The 17,204-nt window shown below is 72.8% G+C and carries 7 protein-coding genes; all 7 read right to left on the reverse strand.

Annotated features, from left to right (window positions below; all coding sequences use genetic code 11):
- The 7 genes from ACZ6BG_RS17465 to ACZ6BG_RS17495 are packed head-to-tail and all read right to left on the reverse strand — an operon-like array spanning position 1 to position 16,969.
- Complete coding sequence (locus ACZ6BG_RS17465) at positions 1-6,561, reverse strand: amino acid adenylation domain-containing protein (protein WP_469001941.1); 6,561 nt, start codon at positions 6,559-6,561, stop codon at positions 1-3.
- On the reverse strand, positions 6,548-7,423 hold the full coding sequence (locus ACZ6BG_RS17470; RefSeq protein WP_469001944.1) for a 3-hydroxyacyl-CoA dehydrogenase family protein: 876 nt from the start codon (positions 7,421-7,423) through the stop codon (positions 6,548-6,550). Before ACZ6BG_RS17470 ends, ACZ6BG_RS17465 begins: the two co-directional genes overlap by 14 nt.
- Positions 7,420-11,505, reverse strand: coding sequence for a condensation domain-containing protein (locus tag ACZ6BG_RS17475; protein WP_469001947.1), 4,086 nt, complete (start codon positions 11,503-11,505; stop codon positions 7,420-7,422). Before ACZ6BG_RS17475 ends, ACZ6BG_RS17470 begins: the two co-directional genes overlap by 4 nt.
- Before the next feature lie 43 nt (positions 11,506-11,548).
- Positions 11,549-14,485 (reverse strand): HAD-IIIC family phosphatase, encoded by a 2,937-nt coding sequence (locus ACZ6BG_RS17480; protein ID WP_469001949.1) that lies wholly within the window; start codon positions 14,483-14,485, stop codon positions 11,549-11,551.
- The gene (locus ACZ6BG_RS17485) at positions 14,482-15,507 is read right to left on the reverse strand and encodes a 3-oxoacyl-ACP synthase (protein ID WP_469001951.1); all 1,026 of its coding nucleotides are present in this window, start codon (positions 15,505-15,507) and stop codon (positions 14,482-14,484) included. Before ACZ6BG_RS17485 ends, ACZ6BG_RS17480 begins: the two co-directional genes overlap by 4 nt.
- Entirely contained in the window at positions 15,504-16,667 is a 1,164-nt protein-coding gene (locus ACZ6BG_RS17490) for an acyl-CoA dehydrogenase family protein (protein WP_469001954.1), read from the reverse strand. The genes ACZ6BG_RS17485 and ACZ6BG_RS17490 overlap by 4 nt, the downstream gene beginning before the upstream one ends.
- Positions 16,664-16,969, reverse strand: coding sequence for an acyl carrier protein (locus tag ACZ6BG_RS17495; RefSeq protein WP_469001956.1), 306 nt, complete (start codon positions 16,967-16,969; stop codon positions 16,664-16,666). Before ACZ6BG_RS17495 ends, ACZ6BG_RS17490 begins: the two co-directional genes overlap by 4 nt.
- Positions 16,970-17,204 lie beyond the last annotated feature (235 nt).

The raw sequence follows: 17,204 nt of genomic DNA on the forward strand, positions 1-17,204 counted from the left end.
TCAGACCGGGGCGGGGAATCCGCTGACAGGCCGTCCGGGATCGGCGGCCGCCGCGGTCAGGACCTGGATCAGCCCTTGGGCCAGGGTGTCGACGGTGCTCCGGTCGAAGAGGTCGGTGGCGAAGATCAGGTTCCCCTCGATACCGGCCGGGTGTCCTGCGGAGTCGAACCGCTCGTACAGGTGGATGTTGATGTCGTAGACGATGAACGTGTGCTCCATGGGGACCGGCGCGGCCTGGACGCCCGCGAGGTCCAGGGCGGCTTCCGGGGTGTTGTGCAGGACCAGCTTGACCTGGAACAGGGGGTAGCGGGCCGCCGACCGGTCGGGGACCAGCTCCTCCACGAGCCGTTCGAAGGGCAGGTCCTGGTGGTCGTAGGCGGCGAGCGTGTGTGCGCGCGTCCGCTCAAGGAGTTCGCTGAAGGACGGATCGCCGGACAGGTCGTGCCGGACGACGAGGGTGTTGACGAAGAAGCCGACCAGGTCTTCCAGCGCCTCGTCGGTGCGCCCGGCGACGGCCGTACCGATGGGGATGTCCCGGCCCGCCCCCATGCGGCACAACAGCAGCGCGAGCGCCGACTGCAGCACCATGAACACGCTCGCCCCGCGCCCCTCGGCCAGCGCGACGAGGTTCCGGTGCGTGTCGGCCGGAACCCGCACCGGCACATCACCGCCTCGGCGCGAGGCGACGGCGGGACGCGGCCGGTCCGTGCGCAGCGCCAGCTCCTCCGGGACCCCTGCCAGCCTGGCCTTCCAGTACGCCAGTTGCTGGTGCAGCGGACTGTCCGGGTCGTCCTTGTCGCCGAGGAGGTCGCGCTGCCACCACGTGTAGTCGGTGTAGCGCACCGACGGTGGATCCCATCGCGGCGCCCCGCCCTCGACGCGGGCCGCGTAGGCGGCCGAGATGTCCCGGCCCAGCACGTACTCCGACCATCCGTCCGACGCGATGTGGTGCACGACCATCACCAGGACGTGTTCTTCCTCGGCGACGGCCAGCAGGTGGGCCCGCAACGGGATCTCGTCGCTCAGGACGAAGGCGTGGTGGGCCGCGCGCTCGATGGCCCGGTCGACTTCGTCGCGCGACACCTCGCGCACCGGCAGGCCGAAGGAGACGGCGTCCACGTCGAGGACGCGCTGACAGGGCTCGCCCTCCACGAACGGGAACATCGTCCGCAGCGTTTCGTGGCGGGCCACCACGTCCTGGAGCGCCGTCTCCAGTGCCTTGCGGTCCAGGGAGCCGGTGAGCCGCAACGCCATCGTGATGTTGTGGCGGGTGGGGCCGTCCAGCTCGTCCCGGAACCACTCCTGGGCGAAGGACAGCGGAGTCACCGGCCGGCGGGGCCCGGGGACGAGTGCCGGCCGGTGGCGGCCGGGTGTGTCCAGGGCCGCGGCGAGCGCGGCGACCGTGGGGTTCTCGAACAGGGTGCCGATGCCGAGCTCCGCGCCGAACTCGGAACGGATGCGCGAGACGAGGCGGGTCGCCAGCAGTGAGTGGCCCCCCGCTGCGAAGAAGTCGGCGTGCACGCCCAGCTGTTGCCCGCCGAGCAGCTCGGTCCAGAGCTCGAGGAGCCGGGCCTCGCGTGCGTCGCGCGGCGGCGTGGTGTCCAGTGACCTGTCGGTCAGCAGGGTGCCCGCCACCGACGGCAGGGCCTTGCGGTCCACCTTGCCGCTCCCGGTCAGCGGCAGCGCGTCGAGTTGGGTCCAGACCGTCGGCACCATGTACGCGGGAAGGCTGCTCGCCGCGTGCGCGGTGATGTCCGCGGCGTCGGGACGAGCGCCCGCGTCCGCGACGAAGTAGGCGGCGAGCTGCCCCTCCCGGAGCAGTACGGCGCACTCCAGCACGTCGTCATGGCTCCGCAGCACGGCCTCGATCTCCCCCGGCTCGATCCGGTGGCCGCGCAGCTTGAGCTGTGCGTCGGCACGGCCGCGGAACTCCAACGCCCCGTCGGGTCGATGGCGTACGAGGTCACCCGTGCGGTACATCCTGCGGGTCACGCCCGTGTGGTCGGTGTGCTGGACGAAGCTGTCCGCGGTCAGGTCGGGCCGCCGGTGGTAGCCCTCGGCGAGTCCGGCGCCGGCGAGGTGCAGCTCCCCGGTCACACCCTGGGGGACGTGCTGCCCGTGACGGTCGAGGACATGCACCTCGGAGTTCGCGATCGGCCACCCGATGGGCACGGTGCCGCTGCCGTCCTCGGCACACCTCCAGTGGGTGAGGTCGGCCTCGGTGGGACCGTAGATGTTGTGCAGCTCCGCGGGCAGCGTGGCCTGGAACTGCCGCTGGAGGTCGTACGGGAGGGCCTCCCCGGCGCAGAGGACACGGGTCAGCCCGGTGCACCGGGAACCGGCCGGATCCTCCAGGAACGCCCGGAGCATGGAGGGCACGAAGTTCACCGTCGTGACGGACTCGGCGACGATCAGCTCGGCGAGGTAGGCGGGATCGCGGTGGCCGCCGGGCCGCGCCACGACCAGGACGCCCCCGGTGAACAGCGGCCAGAAGAACTCCCAGACGGACACGTCGAAGGTCGCGGGGGTCTTCTGCAGTACCGGTTCGCCGAGCCGCAGCGGGAACTGCCGCTGCAGCCACAGAAGCCGGTTGGCGATCGCCCCGTGGGAGACGAGGACCCCCTTCGGCTTCCCGGTCGAGCCCGACGTGAAGATCATGTAGGCCCCGTCGTCCGGCCCGGCCCCGCCCTCAGGCGGTCCCGGCGGACAGCTGAAGCCGGGTACCTCGGCCGCACCCGGTCCGACGACCGTGATGCCCGGTGCCGCGATCTTCTCGCTCCCCGGCCCCCGGGAGACGGCCACGGTGATCCCCGCGTCGGCGAGGATCTCGCGCAGCCGCTGCCGCGGGTGTTCGGGGTCCAGCGGAACGTAGGTGCCACCGGCCTTCAGCACCGCGAGCAAGGTCACCGGCAGCTCCGGCGAACGGTCGAGGACCACCGCGACGAGGCTGCCGCGCCGTACCCCTTCGGCCCGCAGCAGATGGGCGAGCCGGTCGGCCCGCTCGTCCAGTTCGCGGTACGTCATCCCCTCGCCGTCGAAGCGCACGGCCGTGGCGCCGGGGGTCCGGGCTGCCTGCTCCGCCACCAGGGTGTGCAGGACGTGGGGGCGGTCGTACCGCTCGGTGGTGTCGTTCCACTCCTGGATCCTGCGGTGCTCGGCTGCCGACAGCAGGTCGGCGGTCTCGTAGCGCGCGTCCCCGTCCGTGGCGAGGGCGGTGAGCGCTGCCACGTAGTAGCCGTGGACGAGGTCGATCTGCTCGGCGGTGAAGAGCGAGGCGTCGAACCGCAGTCCGAGGCCCAGCCCGTCCTCGGTGCTGCGCTGGAGGAACTCGACGCCGAAGGGGAAGTGCGTGTCGGCGACGACGTTCTGCTCGACGACTTCCACCTGCGACTGGTCGGCGAGGGAACGCTCGACGTGGAAGTGGGTGTAGTTGAAGAACGTCTCGAAGAGCTCGGGCGTCCGCGTGCCGTGCAGGATCTCCGCGAGCGGATGGCGGCGGTGCGGCTGGACGGCACGGTCGAGTTCCGCCGTGTGGCGCACCAGGTCGCGCCAGGTCCCTCCGGTCAGACGGCCGCGCACGGGCAGCGTGTTGAGGAAGAGCCCGAGGGTGAGGTCGCCGTCCTCCTCCTCGCTGCGCCCGTTGTGGATGACGCCGGTGACGACGTCGTCCGAGCCGCTCAGCAGGCCCATCACCCGCAGATGCGCCGCGAGCAGCACGATGCGCAGCGAGACGCCCAGCTCACGCGCCAACGCCCGGAGGCCCTCGTACACCTGCGGGGAAACCCAGCGGCCGTCGATCCGCATCACCGGCCCCGGTGCCTGCTCGGCGGCCGGCACGCCGCGCGGCAGCGGCGTGAACGTGGCGCCCGCCAACTGCTCCGCCCAGAACCGCCGGTCGGCCTCGCTCGCCACCGAGGCGCGCTCCAGCTCGACGAACGAGGCGAAGCGGGTGGCGGGCGCGGGTGGCGTCGGGCTGTTCGTGCCACGGACCCCGTCGGCGTACCGGCGCAGCAACTCGACGAAGAGCGAGCGTTCGCTCCAGCCGTCGAGGATCGCGTGGTGCTCGGTCACGAACAACTGGTGCGTGTCGTCGGTGCGGCGCTGCACATGGAAGCGGATCAGCGGGGCCGACCGCCAGTCGAACCGCTCGGCCCGTTCCCGGCCGAACCTGCGGTCCGCAGCCGCGTTCAGCTCGACCTGATCTTCACCACGCAGGTCTTCGAAGGTCAGGGGCAGTTCGGCCCGCCGGTGCACCAGCTGCAAGGGCTCGCTGAAGCGGACCAGATCGAAAGAGGTACGCAGGACGTCGTGCCGCTCTAGGAGGCCGGAGACGGCCTCGCGCCAGGCACGCTCGCTGAAGGGGCCGCGCAGCCGGTACGTCGAGACGTTGTGGTACGCCGCTCCGGGCGCCGTCGGATCGCTGTGGAAGAGCATGCCCTGCTGAAGCCGCGTCATCGGGTAGGCGTCGGCGATGCCGTCCGGCAACAGGTCCCGGTCCGCCGCCGTGAGCAGGGAGAAGGCCTCGTACACCGGAGTCGCCCGGGGCTCGCGCGCGGTGTGCCGGGCCACCGCGGCGAGCGTGCGGACCGTCTGGCACTCCAGCAGGTCCTGGAACGCCAGCTCCAGGCCGGCCTTCCGGGCGAGCGCCAGCATCCGGATGCTGAGGATGGAGTCGCCGCCGAGGCTGAAGTAGTTGTCGTCGATGCCCACCTGCTCCAGGCCCAGGACCCGGCACCACGCGTCGGCGAGGATCTTCTCCGCCTGGTCGCGGGGAGCGACGTAGGGCTCGGCGGCCCCGTCCTCGTGCGCGTCCGGCACGGGCAGCCGGTCGCGGTCCACCTTGCCGTGGCCCGTGAGGGGGAGTTCGGGCAGGACGGTGAAGGTCGACGGGACCATGTGGGCGGGCAGCCCGCCGATCGCGTGGGTGCGCAGCGCCCCGGGGCCGGGGGCCGCCTCGCGCGCGGTGACGTAGGCCGCGAGGCGGACGTGCCCCTCGTCGTCGGTGCGCGGCACCACCACGGCCTCGTGCACGGCCGGGTGTTCGGCGAGCACCGACTCGATCTCGCCCAGTTCCACCCGGAACCCCCGGAGCTGGACCTGGGAGTCGAGCCGGCCGCGGTATTCGATGTCCCCGTCGGGCAGCACGCGCACCAGGTCCCCCGTGCGGTACAGCCGCTCCCCGGGGCGTGTCGCGAAGGGGTGCGGGACGAAGCGTTCGGCGGTGAGGCCCGGCTTGCCGGCGTAGCCGTGGGCCAGGCCCGCTCCGCCCACGTACAGCTCGCCGGCCTCTCCGGTCGGCACCGGTCGTCGGCGCGGGTCCAGGACGTGCAGCTCCAGATCCGGCAGTGGGCGCCCGATCACACTGCTGGTGCCCGCCGTGACGTCCTTCAGCGTGATCGGGCGGTAGGTGACGTGCACGGTCGTCTCGGTGATTCCGTACATGTTGATCAACTGGGGTGTGGCGTCGCCGTGCCGGGCGCACCAGTCGGCCAGCGCGCGCGGGTCGAGCGCCTCACCGCCGAAGATCACGTAGCGCAGGGCCAGTTCGCCCCCGTCCGGCCGCGCGGCGGCGTCGGCGCGGACGAGCTGGTGGAAGGCCGACGGAGTCTGGTTCAGGACGGTGACCCGCTGCTCGCGCAGGAGCCGCAGGAACGCGTCGGGCGCGCGGCTGGTCTCGTACGGCACCACCACGAGCCGGCCCCCGTGGGCGAGGGCGCCCCAGACCTCCCACACCGAGAAGTCGAAGGCGTAGGAGTGGAACAGTGTCCACACGTCCCGCGGGCCGAAGCGGAACCACTGCTCGGTGACGCCGAACAGCCTGCTGACGTTGCGGTGCGGCACCACGACGCCCTTGGGGCGGCCCGTGGAGCCCGAGGTGTAGATGATGTACGCGGGGTCGTCGGGCCCGGCGCTCCGCTCCACCGGCGTGGCCGGGTACGGATCGTCCTCCCGGGCGTCGGCCAGGTCCAGGACGGTGCCCGTGAACCCGGACCACCACCGCGGGATCTCCCGGCTGACCAGAACCGTGGCCACCCCGGAGTCCTCGGCCAGGTACCGGAGCCGTCGTTCGGGGTAGGAGGGGTCGAGCGGGACGTAGCAGCCCCCGGCCTTGAGGACGGCGAGGAGAGCCGCGACCAGGCCGGCGGACCGGTCCATGCTGACGCCGACGAGGACGCCGGGTCCGACCCCGTTTTCGCGCAGGCGGTGCGCGATCCGGTTGGCGCGGGCGTCGAGTTCGGCGTAGGTGACCTGGGTGTCGCGGTCGACCAGGGCGACCGCGTTCGGGGTGCGTGCGGCCCACTGGGCGAAGCGCTCGTGCACGAGGGCGGGGCGCCGTCCGAGGTCGGTGGGGTCGGGCGCGGGCTGGTGGCCGGGAACGGATCGGACGGGCTGCCGCGGTGCGGAGGTCTGTGGGGGCGTGGCACGGAGGACCGTGTCGAGATGGGCGCGCAGCTCGTCGGCGCTCATCTGACGGAAGGTGTCCCGCAGGCGCTCCGCGGTGTCCTCCGGCGCCGCACCGCCGCTCTCCCGTTCCGGGCCGCGCGTCTCATGCGTAGTCATGGAAACCCTTTCCGGTCTTACGGCCGAAGTGCCCCGCGTCCACCAGCTTCCGCAGGGCGGGCGGTGCCGTGTAGCGGCTGTCCCCGGTGTGCGCCCGCAGCACGGTCAAGGTGTCGTCCACGTTGTCCAGGCCGATGAGGTCCGCCGTGCGCAGGGGGCCCATCTGATGGCCCAGACACTGCTCGAACAGCGCGTCCGTCGTCGTCGCGTCGGCCTTGCCCTCGCCCATGGCCGCCGCCGCCTCGACGATGGTCAGCATCAGCACGCGGTTGATGACGAAGCCGGGGCCGTCGAGGACCACCAACTGCCGCTTGCCCATGCGCTCCAGGAGACGCGCCGCGACGGCGAGCGTGTCGTCACTGGTCTCCGGCGTCCGGACGACTTCGACGGTCTCCTTCAGCGGCGCCGGGTTCATGATGTGCAGACCGAGCACCCGGTCGGGGCGGTCGGTGCGGGCGGCGAGCCCGGCGATGGGGATCGCCGAGGTGAGGGACGCGAGGACGGCGCCCGGCGGGGTGACGCGGTCGAGCTCGGCGAAGAGCTTCTCCTTGAGGTCCTGTCGCTCGGTGGCGCACTCGATGACGAAGCCGACGTCGTCCAGGGCGTCCAGGGCCTGTGCCCACCGCACGCGGCCGAGGACGCCGACGGCGGCGCCCCGCTGGACGCGGCCGAGGAGGGCGGCGAGCCGCACGCCGTCCTTGATGGCGGCGCGTGCCCGTTCGGCCGCGGCGGGGTCGGGTTCGACGACCACGACCTCGTACCCGGCCTGGGCGAGGCTCTGGGCGACTCCGCTGCCCATGGTCCCTGCGCCGACGACGCCGACGCGTTCCGAAGCGTCCTGGGGGCGGTTCCCTGCGGTCATCGTGGTCCTTCCGGGCTTGAGTCTGCATCGCGGCGTGGTGCTTCGGAGGGGCCGAGGAGCGCCGCTATCGGCTGTGCGGCGTCGTGTGTGAACGCCAGGGCCCGCAGTACGTCCTGGTAGGCGCTGATGAAGCCGGCTGCGGTGTCGGCGGTGAACAGCTCGGTGCTGTACTCCAGGCCCGCGGTCACGTCCGCCCGGCCCTCCCTGACGCTGGTGACCAGCGTCAGGTCGAGCTTGGAGGTGTGGGCGGGCATCCCCTCGACGAGGGTGACGACGTTCTCCCGCTCGTCGAAGAGGCCGCCGCGGCTGCCGTCGGCCAGCGTGAAGCCGGGCACCTCCTGGTGGACGAACGACACGTCGACGACAGGGTCGCGACCGGCCTCGCGCGGGGCGCCCAGCGCGCTGACCACCCGGTCGAAGGGGACCTCCTGGTGGTCCATGGCGTCGAGCACCGTCGCCCGTGTCTGGCGCAGGAAGTCACCGAGACCGGCCTGCGGAGGCACCGCGCAGCGCAGCGCGACCGTGCTGTTGAAGTAGCCGATCAGGTCCTGGAGGGCCGGATGGTTGCGGCCGGAGGTCGGCGTGCCGACGACCAGGTCCCGCTGTCCGGTGAGCCGCGCGAGCAGCAGATTGAACCCGGACAGGAGCACCACGAACAGCGTCACCGACTCCTCGGCCGCCAGCGTCCGCAGCCGCTCCACCACCGGCGCCTCGACGGTGAACGGCACCATGTCGCCGGTGTACGACTTGCGCGCCGGTCGCGGGTGGTCGAGGGGCAGCTCGACGCGGGGCGCGTCCTGGAGGGTCTTCTTCCAGTACGCGAGTTCGTGGTCCAGGGCGGAGCCGGCGAGCAACTCACGCTGCCAGAACGCGTAGTCCCGGTACCGCACGGGCAGGGCGGGCAACCGAGCCGCTCGCCCCTCGCGCCGTGCCGCGTACAGCTCGGGCAGTTCACGGCGCAGGATGCGCGGGGTGCCGCCGTCGCTCACGGCGTGGTGCGTCGTGTACTGCATCACGTGCCGTTCGGGCGCGATGCGCACCAGCAGGACCCGCAGCAGCGGTTCGCCGGCGACGTCGAAGCGGTGCTGTGCGGCCCGCAGGACCAGTTCCCTGGCGGACGACTCCGGGTCGGGGGAGTCGGAGACGTCGGTGAAGGTGAAGAAGTCACCGGGGTCGGGGCGGACACGCAGCTGTGGTACACCGTCGACGTCGACGAAGTTGCACCGCAGCGGCTCGTGCCGCAGGGCGAGGTCGTGCCACATGCCGCGCAGCGCGTCCACGTCCAGCGGACCGTCGATCCGCCGGACCGTCGGCTGGTTGTACAGGGTGGTGCCGGGGTCGATCTGATGGTGGAACCACATGCGCTCCTGACCGAAGGACATGGTCAGTTCGTCGCGGAGGACCAGTTCCGGCCGGGTTGCCGGTGCGGCGGGCTCTGGCGCGCGAGCGGGCTCCGCGCCGGCGGCAGGCGCTGCCAGGTCGGGGGCAGGTGCCGCCAGGTCGGGGGCGAGCACGTCCGGGGAGGGCTCGATGAACCGGGCGAAGTCCTCGATCCGCGGGTGTTCGTAGAGGTCGAGGAGCCGGTGGCGGACCCCGAAGCGTTCCTCGACGCGGTTGATGACCTGAAGCGCGATCAGCGAGTTGCCCCGCAGCTCGAAGAAGTCGCTCTCGGGGCCGGGGACCGGTATCCCGAGAAGTTCGCCGAGGGTCGCGCACAGCCAGTCGAGCGTGCCGGGCGCGTCGCCCGGCTCCGCGGCGCGGACGGCGTCTGCTCTCGGCGCCGGAGTCGATGCCGGTGGGGGCGGCGCCACGCTCGCGTCCCGTGGCGGCAGCCAGCACGTGGTCGGCCGCAACGGGTGCCCGGGGAGCCGGACGCGGCTGTGCCGGGGCGCGGCCGGGCCGACCGCAGACCAGTCCGGGTCCACCCCGGCTTCGTACAGCGCACCGAGCACACCCAGCAGACCCCGGTCGTCGGGGCTGACGACATGGCAGTGGGCACGCGGGTCGGTGCCGAACCGCTCGCGCGCGAGGGTGCCCAGAGACCCGCCGGGGGTGACGTCGACGAAGACGGCGGGCCCCTGGTCGAGCAGGTCCCCGACCACCTCGGCGAAGCGGCCGGTGTCCAGCGGGCCGGGGTCGGTGCCCGCGGCTAGGTCGGCGGCGTCCGCCGGTGTGAGTTCGGCGCGCAGGTGACGGGCCAGGTAGCGCGAGACGCCCGCGCCGATGACCACGTCGGGGCGGATGCCGCAGCGCCTCAGTTCGGTGACGGCGGCCAGTTGGCTGGACAGGATCTCGGCGGTGGCGCCGACGGCCGGGAGCTGGTCCGGCAGGTCCGCCGGGGTGGTGACGGGTGCCGGGGCGTCAGGGGAGAGCAGCAGCACCACCCGGGGACGGTCGCTCCGGGACGCTGTGGTGGGCGTGTCCTCTTCGGGGCCGGCGTTGAGCCAGGTGGCCTGGGCGGCCAGGTTCAGGGCGAGCGCACCGGTCGAATCCGCGGTCACGCCGACGCGGTGCCCGTAGTGGGCGCGGCCCCTGTTGAGGGTGTAGGCGATGTCGTCGAGGTGCCGCGTGTCGCCGTGGAGGGCCACGGCGAGATCGGCGCACAGCCGCGCGAGGGCAGTGCGGCTGCGAGCCGACACGCCGATGAGCCGCGGGGACCGCGTGTCCGTGGTGGCGGGCACGGGCGGCCGGGGCGGAGCCTGTACGACGCAGTGCGCGTTGCCGCCGCCGAGGCTGAAGGAGCTGACTCCCGCGAGGCGCTCGTCGTCCTCCCAGCGCCGGGTCTCGCCGATCATCTCCAGTGAGGCGGCCCGCAGGTCGACCCCGGGTGGCGCCTCGGTGAAGTGCAGCGAGGGGTAGAGCTCGGCGTCGCGCACGCTCAGGACGGCCTTGACCAGGCCCGCCACCCCGGCCGCGCCGTCGAGGTGGCCGATGGCGGACTTCACCGCCCCGACGGGCAGCGGTCGCGAACGGCCCCGGAAGACCTCGGCGAGACCTTCCAGTTCCACCGCGTCCCCGAGCCTGGTGCCCGAGCCATGGGCTTCCAGGAACCCCGCTCGGAAGGGGTCGACTCCGGCCGTCCGCCACGCCTGCCGGATGACGGTGGCGTGCGCCGCCGCGCTGGGCGCGCTGATCGTCGCGGCCGCGCCGCCGTTGTGGCGGGCGGCGATCCCGCGGATCACGGCATGGACCGGCAGGTGCGCGGCGCGGGCACGCGCCACCGTCGTGAGCAGCAGTGCCGCACCGCCCTCGCCCGCGACGGTGCCGTCGGCCGTCGCGTCGAACGACCGGCAGCGGTCGCTGCTCGACGCGATCTCGGCGAAGCCGCCGACCTGCTGTCGCGTGACACCGTCGGGGCGTACGCTCACGCCTCCGGCGAGCGCGTACTCGGCGTCGCCCGCGGCCAGTTCGCGGCAGGCGAGCCGGACGGCGAGCAGCGACCCGTTGCAGCCGCTGTCGAGGGAGTAGCAGGGGCCGTCGAGGCCGAGGGTGTGCGCGATCCGGGCGGGCAGGCCGAAGGGCGCGTTGCCCAGAGAGCCGACGACGTCGGAGAGGTCGATGCGACTGCCGTAGCCGGAGGACGTGGCGCTGAAGACCACGGCGGTGGACCGGCCGCGCAGCTCTCCCGTGCTCTGGCCCGCGTCTTCGATCGCCTGGTGGGCGAGGGTCAGCGCGAGACGGTGCTGGGGGTCGATCAGCCCGGCCTCGTGCCGGGTGAGTCCGAAGAACGCGTGGTCGAAGGTGTGGATGTCGTCCAGGTAGCCCATGGGCAGGTAGTCCGCCGCCGGGTCGATTCCGGTGGCCGCCGCCCGCGCCGCGGGCATGGTGCGCACGGCGTCGTGGCCCGCGCGGAGGTTGGCGCGGAAGGCGTCCAGGTCGTCGGCGCCCGGGAAGCGCACGGCCATGCCCACGATGGCGATGTCGGTGTCGAGCACGCCCCTCGCGGGGGCGTCCGCTTCCTGCGGGCCGACCGGCCCCGTGGCCGGTTCCTGGCCGTGTGCCCCCGGGCTCCTGGCCGGCTCCCGGTACTCGTGCGCCTCGCCCCGCCGGATCGCGGTGCCGATCTGTGCTCCCCCGCTCATGCGGCCCCTCCGTTTCGTCTGCGGTTCGTGCGTTCCGCGCCGCTCATACGTCGCTCCCCGTTGGCACGGCCGGGCCCGGCGCCCGCGCGGCGGCCGTCTCCGGCGCGGCGGTGCTCGCGATGAGCTCGGCGTGGGCGGCGACCGTCCGGCTGTCGAAGAGCTGGCCCAGTTGCACGGCGCCGGGCCAGCGCAGTTCGTACGACGCGTGCAGCGCGAGCACTTGGAGCGACGTACCGCCGAGGTCGAAGAAGCTGTCCCGCGCGTCGAAGTCGCCGTGGCCGAGGACGCCCGCCCAGCACGTCGCGACCTCCCGTTGCACGCCGGTCGGCCACCGGTCGGCGTCGAGGGCCACGGTGTCGGCCGTCGCCGTGTGGAGTCGGCGCAGAGCCGCCTCGTCCGCCTTGCCGTTGGGGGTCAGCGGGATGGAGTCCACCACCACGAACCGTCCGGGTACGGCCTGGGGGACGAGGTGGCGCGCGCAGAACTCCCGCAACTCCCGTGCCTCGGGAGGAGGTTGCTGCCCGAGTTCCGGGGCGGCGCGCACCCAGTAGGCGGTCAGCGTGGTGACGTCCGCGTCGTCCACTCCCGCGAGTGCCGCCTTGGTGTCGACCACGACGGCCTGCCCGACCCCGGGGTGGCTCTCCAGGACAGCCGTGGCGGCAAGCCGTTCGACCCGGACCCCGCCGATCTTGACCTGGCCGTCGCTGCGGCCCAGGAACTCGAAGTGCCCCTCGGTGTTGAGCCGCGCCAGGTCACCGGTGCGGTACAGCCGCTCCCCGGGCGCGAAGGGGTTGGCGACGAACCGCAGCGCGGTCGTCGTCGGGCGCGCGGCGTAGCCGAGGGCGAGCTGCAGGCCGCCCAGGTACAGCTCGCCGGTGTCGCCCGTCGGTACGGGGCGGAGCCGGTCGTCCAAGACGTACGCGGTGGACCCCGCCGTGATCGCGCCCATGGGCACCACATCTTCCGGGACGCCCCTGACGTCGTGCGCGGTGACCGCCACCGTCGCCTCCGTAGGCCCGTACTCGTTGCCGAGCCGGGTGCCCGGCAGTGCGGCACGGTGCCGCCGCACCAGCGCGGGCGCGGTGGCCTCACCGGCCAGGACGAGGAGCCGCAGGTGCCGGTCGGCGCCGTCGAGGTGCTCCAGCAACTGCCGGTAGAAGGACGGTGTGGTGAGGCACTGCTGGGCCTCGTGGGCGCGCAGCAGGGCCGCCACCCGCTCGGCGGACATGAGTTCGTCCGCGTCGGGGAGCACGGCGGTGCCGCCCGTGCACAGCGCGTGGAACGTGAACATCAGCGAACCGTCGAAGGCAAGACGCAGCGCGGAGAAGGCCGTGAGCCCGGGTTCGTAAGGGCGCGAGGCGATCAGGGAGGCGAGCCCGCCGCGGCTGATCATCACGTTCTTGGGCGGGCCGGTCGTGCCGGAGGTGGAGATGAGGTACGCGGGGGAGTGGGGGGACGAAACGGTGTACGACGCGACAGGGGGCGAGGTCGTGCCCGCGCTCTCGGTCCGCGCCCGTCCACCCGGCGCCGTGTCCAGGTCGATGAGCCCGGGTGCCGCACCGTCGACGGCCACCGCCGCGCGTACCTTCTCGGGTGAAGTCGCGGCGTCCTCGCCGTGGAAGACGACCGCCGCGCAGCCGGTGTCGCCGACGACCGCCCGCAAGTGCGCCACGGGATGCCCCGGGTCGGCGACGCACCAGGCCGCTCCCGTGCGCAGGGCCGCGACCATGCCGACGACGAGCGAGAGCCGTTGCCGCGCGTGGAGCACCACGACGTCCCCGGGTCGCACACCGGAGCCCCGCAGCCGGAGTGCCAAAGCGGCGCTCTGCACGTCTAGTTGACGGTACGTCACAGACTCCGCGCCGACAGCCGCGGCGGTCCGCCCGGGCACCCGCTGGAACTGCCGCGAGATCAGGCCGAAAACGTCGGGCGGAGTGCCGGCCGCGGCGGGCGCCGCCGAGTCGTCGATGAGCGTGACGTGCGGCGTGGGCGGCCCTTGCGCGTCGGGCGCGACGAGGACCACGGGGTCCGGTCCGGGATCGAGTACCTGGAAGCCGGAGAAGCGCAGCGTCACGAGCATGACGCGGTTGACGTCCGTGGCCACGAACTCGGCGAGCGGGCGCAGGCCCGCCGCCCTGGCCCGGGCGTTGACGTGCTGGATGAACAGGGCACCCACACCCCGGGACATCACCCGGCAGGACATGAGCAGCAGCCGCAGCACGCTGTCACCACCGCGCCGGTGCGAGACGGAGAGCCCGATGGTGCCGTAGTCGCCGAAACGGTCCCGCAGCGAGGCGACGAGGATCTCGTGGTCGGGAGAAGCCATCAGCTCCCGCAGTTCCTCCATCCCGTACACCAGGCCGGTGCTGTTCAACTGGTGGGTGCGTACGGTGAGTTCGTGGGCCCGCGCCAGGTCTTCCGGGGTGGCCCGCCAGACACGCATCTCCAGGCCGAGCCAGGCCAGGAACTCCTCGCGGGTGCCGTCGAACGCGTCCTCGCTCTCCTTCCGCGCGCGTTCCGTGCGGTAGAGGGCGGCGCGGTCCGCGGACTCCGCGGTGGTGACGGCGGGGGTGAACTCGGGCCGCTCCGGGAGACCGGCCATGTCCTCGGGCGCGTAGACGCGGACCTCCGGCAGGGCGTGCTTGACCTCGGCCCGTTCCAGGGGGTCGTTGTCGATGAAGGCGAGCGAGTCGACGCCGATGTTCAGCTCCCGAGCGATCCGCCGCACGGACTCGGACTTGTCGCCCCAGCCCACGCACACCGCGGCGAACCGGTCGAGGAGGCCGTGGGCCCGCAGGTGGGTCGTGGCCGTCTCGTGGTCGCCGCGGCTGGCGACGGCGTGCAGGATGCCGCGCCGGTCCAGTTCGGCCAGGGCGCGCAGGGCCTCGGGGCGCGGGGTGACGGTGTCGTTCTCCAGGATCACGCCGTCCCACATGGTGTCGTCCAGGTCCCACACCAGGCATTTCACCGGTGAGGTCATCGCGGGTCCTCCGTTCCCGGTGTCGGGGTCGCCGCGTGTGCGGTGCGGCGTACGAGCCAGCTGCTCCAGGCGGCCACGGGGCTGCTGTTCATCACGAGTGCGTGGGTGCCGGGGGCGAGGGCGGGCGCGGCGTCGGCCATGTTGAGCAGGACGTCCACGGGGCCCAGGTGCCCGTAGCGGGCGAGGTTGCGCCCACAGACCGGGTCGATGGGGACGTCGAGGGCCTCCTGCCAGAAGCCGAAGGCGCCCCCGGAGAGGTTCTGCATCAGATGGGCCGTGATGTCGTCGCCGGTCAGGTCGTTGCGGCGGAGCAGATCCGCGTTGAGGGCGAGGAACTCCTTGCGGCTGCGCACGGCGAGCCGGAACGTGTAGTCCGGCTCGTTGGCACACCGCTCCGCCCAGTCGCGTTCCGGCACGTCGCGGTAGTCGATGCGGAACAAGTCGGCGAAGGCCCCGTCCGTGCGCAACGACTGGTCGACCAGTTCGAAGGGGCCCGGCGCCTCGGACTTCGTCAGGAGCACGGCGGCTGCGCCGTCCCCCACGATCGTCATCGGCGGGCGGTAGCGGGCGGGCGCGGCGGCCTTGGAGGTGGCGACGACCAGGACACGGCGGAAGCCGGGCATGCCGCGCAGGAGCCCGGTGCCGAGGCTGAACGCCGCCGACACCGAGACGCAGCCCAGGTCGCCGACGCCGGAGACCAGCGCCCGGTGGGCGCCGATGGCGTGCTGGACGCGGGTCGCCTCCGAGGCCATCAGGTACTGCGGCGCGCGGCCCTGGACGAGCAGCAGCGCGTCCAGTTCGGCGGCCTCGGTGCCGGTCGCGCGCAGCGTCGCCTCCGCGGCCCGTACCGCGAGGTCGGACTCGGTGAGTCCGTCGGCGGCGCGCACTTCGTCGATGCCGAGGGCGCGGGCGTGCCCGCGCTGGGCGGCGGGGAGCCCGTCCGTCAGGCGGTCGAGGGACTTGACGGTGTCGGGGAACCAGGTGCCGACATGGCCGATGGTCACCGGTGGGGCGGCGGTCACCGCTGCCCGTCCCTGACGTGAGGGGTGTGCCGCGCGACGACCCGGTCGCCGATCGCGAGCTCCGAGACCTCGTCCGTGCCCTCGATGATCTGCATGATCTTGGCGTCCCGGAAGAAGCGCGCGGCCCGGCCGCTGATCGCGCAGCCCGCCGCGCCGAGGAGCTGGACGGTGTCGCGGCTGACCGCGGCGGCGGCGGTGGCGGCCGCGTATTTGGCCATGATGGTCGCGGTGATGGCCTCGCGGTCCTTCGATTCCCGCAGGGCGGCGGCCCGTTCGCACAGGGAGCGGGCGCCCTCGGCGCGCACGTGGGCACGGCCGAGGGCGGCGCGCACGGTGGCGTGCCCGGACAGCGGCACGTCGCCCTGCCTGCGCCGGGCGACGTGCCCGGCTGCCTCGGCCAGAGAGCCCTCGGCCATCCCGACGCACCCCCAGGCGACCGTGTGGCGCCCGTGGTCGAGGGCGGTGCCGACGGTGTGGGTGAGCCCGAATCCGGGCGGGCCGATGACCTGGTCCGCCGGAACGCGGACGTCGTCGAAGCTGATGTGGGCGAGGCGGGCGCCGCGCAGGCCGAGCGCGTCCGTCACCGGCTGCCGGCTCACGCCGGGCGCGTCGGCCGGTACGAGGACCGTGGTCAGCCCGCCCGGCGCCCGGCCGAGGACCAGCAGGACGTCGGCGTCCTGGCCGAAGGTGACCCACACCTTGTGGCCGCTGACCCGGACCTCGCCGGCGCGGGGCTCGACGCGGGTGGCGACGGCCGCGAGTTCGGTCCCCGCGCCGGGTTCGGTGGCGGCGAAGCCCGCGAGCAGGTCTCCCGAGGCGAGGCGCGGCAGCCAGCTCTGCCGCTGCTCGGCCGTACCCCAGCGGTGGACGGCCGCGTTGACCATGCCGCTGACGGTGAGCAGGGCGCGCAACGAGGAGCAGACCGCGCCGAGTTCAGCCGCGGCGTACCCCATCGCGCGGGCCCCGGCGCCGCCGCCTCCGTACGCGGCGGGAAGGTCCAGGCCGAGTAGCCCCGCCTGCGCGGCTTCGCCGATGACGTCCCGGGGCAGGCCGGTTCCGGCGTCCCACGCGGACGCCTCGGCCGTCGCTCTCGCGAGCAGCGCCGGGAAGCCGGGTGAGAGGTCGGGCGAGAGGCCGGGGGCGAGGTCGGTCACCGTCACCGCGGCACCGCTTCCGCGGCGGGCGACGGCTGCTCCCCACGCTTGCGCCGCACGTACTCGGCGATGCGTCTGACGGTGCGGAAATTGTCGAGATCGAGGTCCTCGACTTCGACGGAAACGCCATAGACCTGTTCGACGTGGACCACGATTTCCAGCGCTCTCAGAGAATTGATGAGCCCGCGTTCGAAGAAATCGTCGTCCGGTTCAATCGTGGAGGCAGTGAGCGACTCAAGGTGATTCTGCAACTCAACAAGGAGATCGTCGTGCACAGCATCATGCAAAGAATGTGCCTGTTTGGTCATGCCGCGTTCAATTCCTTTCGCGACGGCCCCGTGACGGCCTCAATGGTGTGAAGCTCACGGTGGCCGCTACCGCATCCGCCATATAAGTGCAGGTCATGGCGGCATGCATGGGCGGTCGGTCAAACTGCGTGCAGGATTCACGTGCAACGCGGCGAGTCTGTCACAGGGCTTGTTCGTGCGTCCAGAGATCTAATGGATCTCCTTGTGTGACATCAAATGAAAGGGAAAGTCTGCA

Source organism: Streptomyces sp. NPDC041205 (assembly GCF_055591765.1).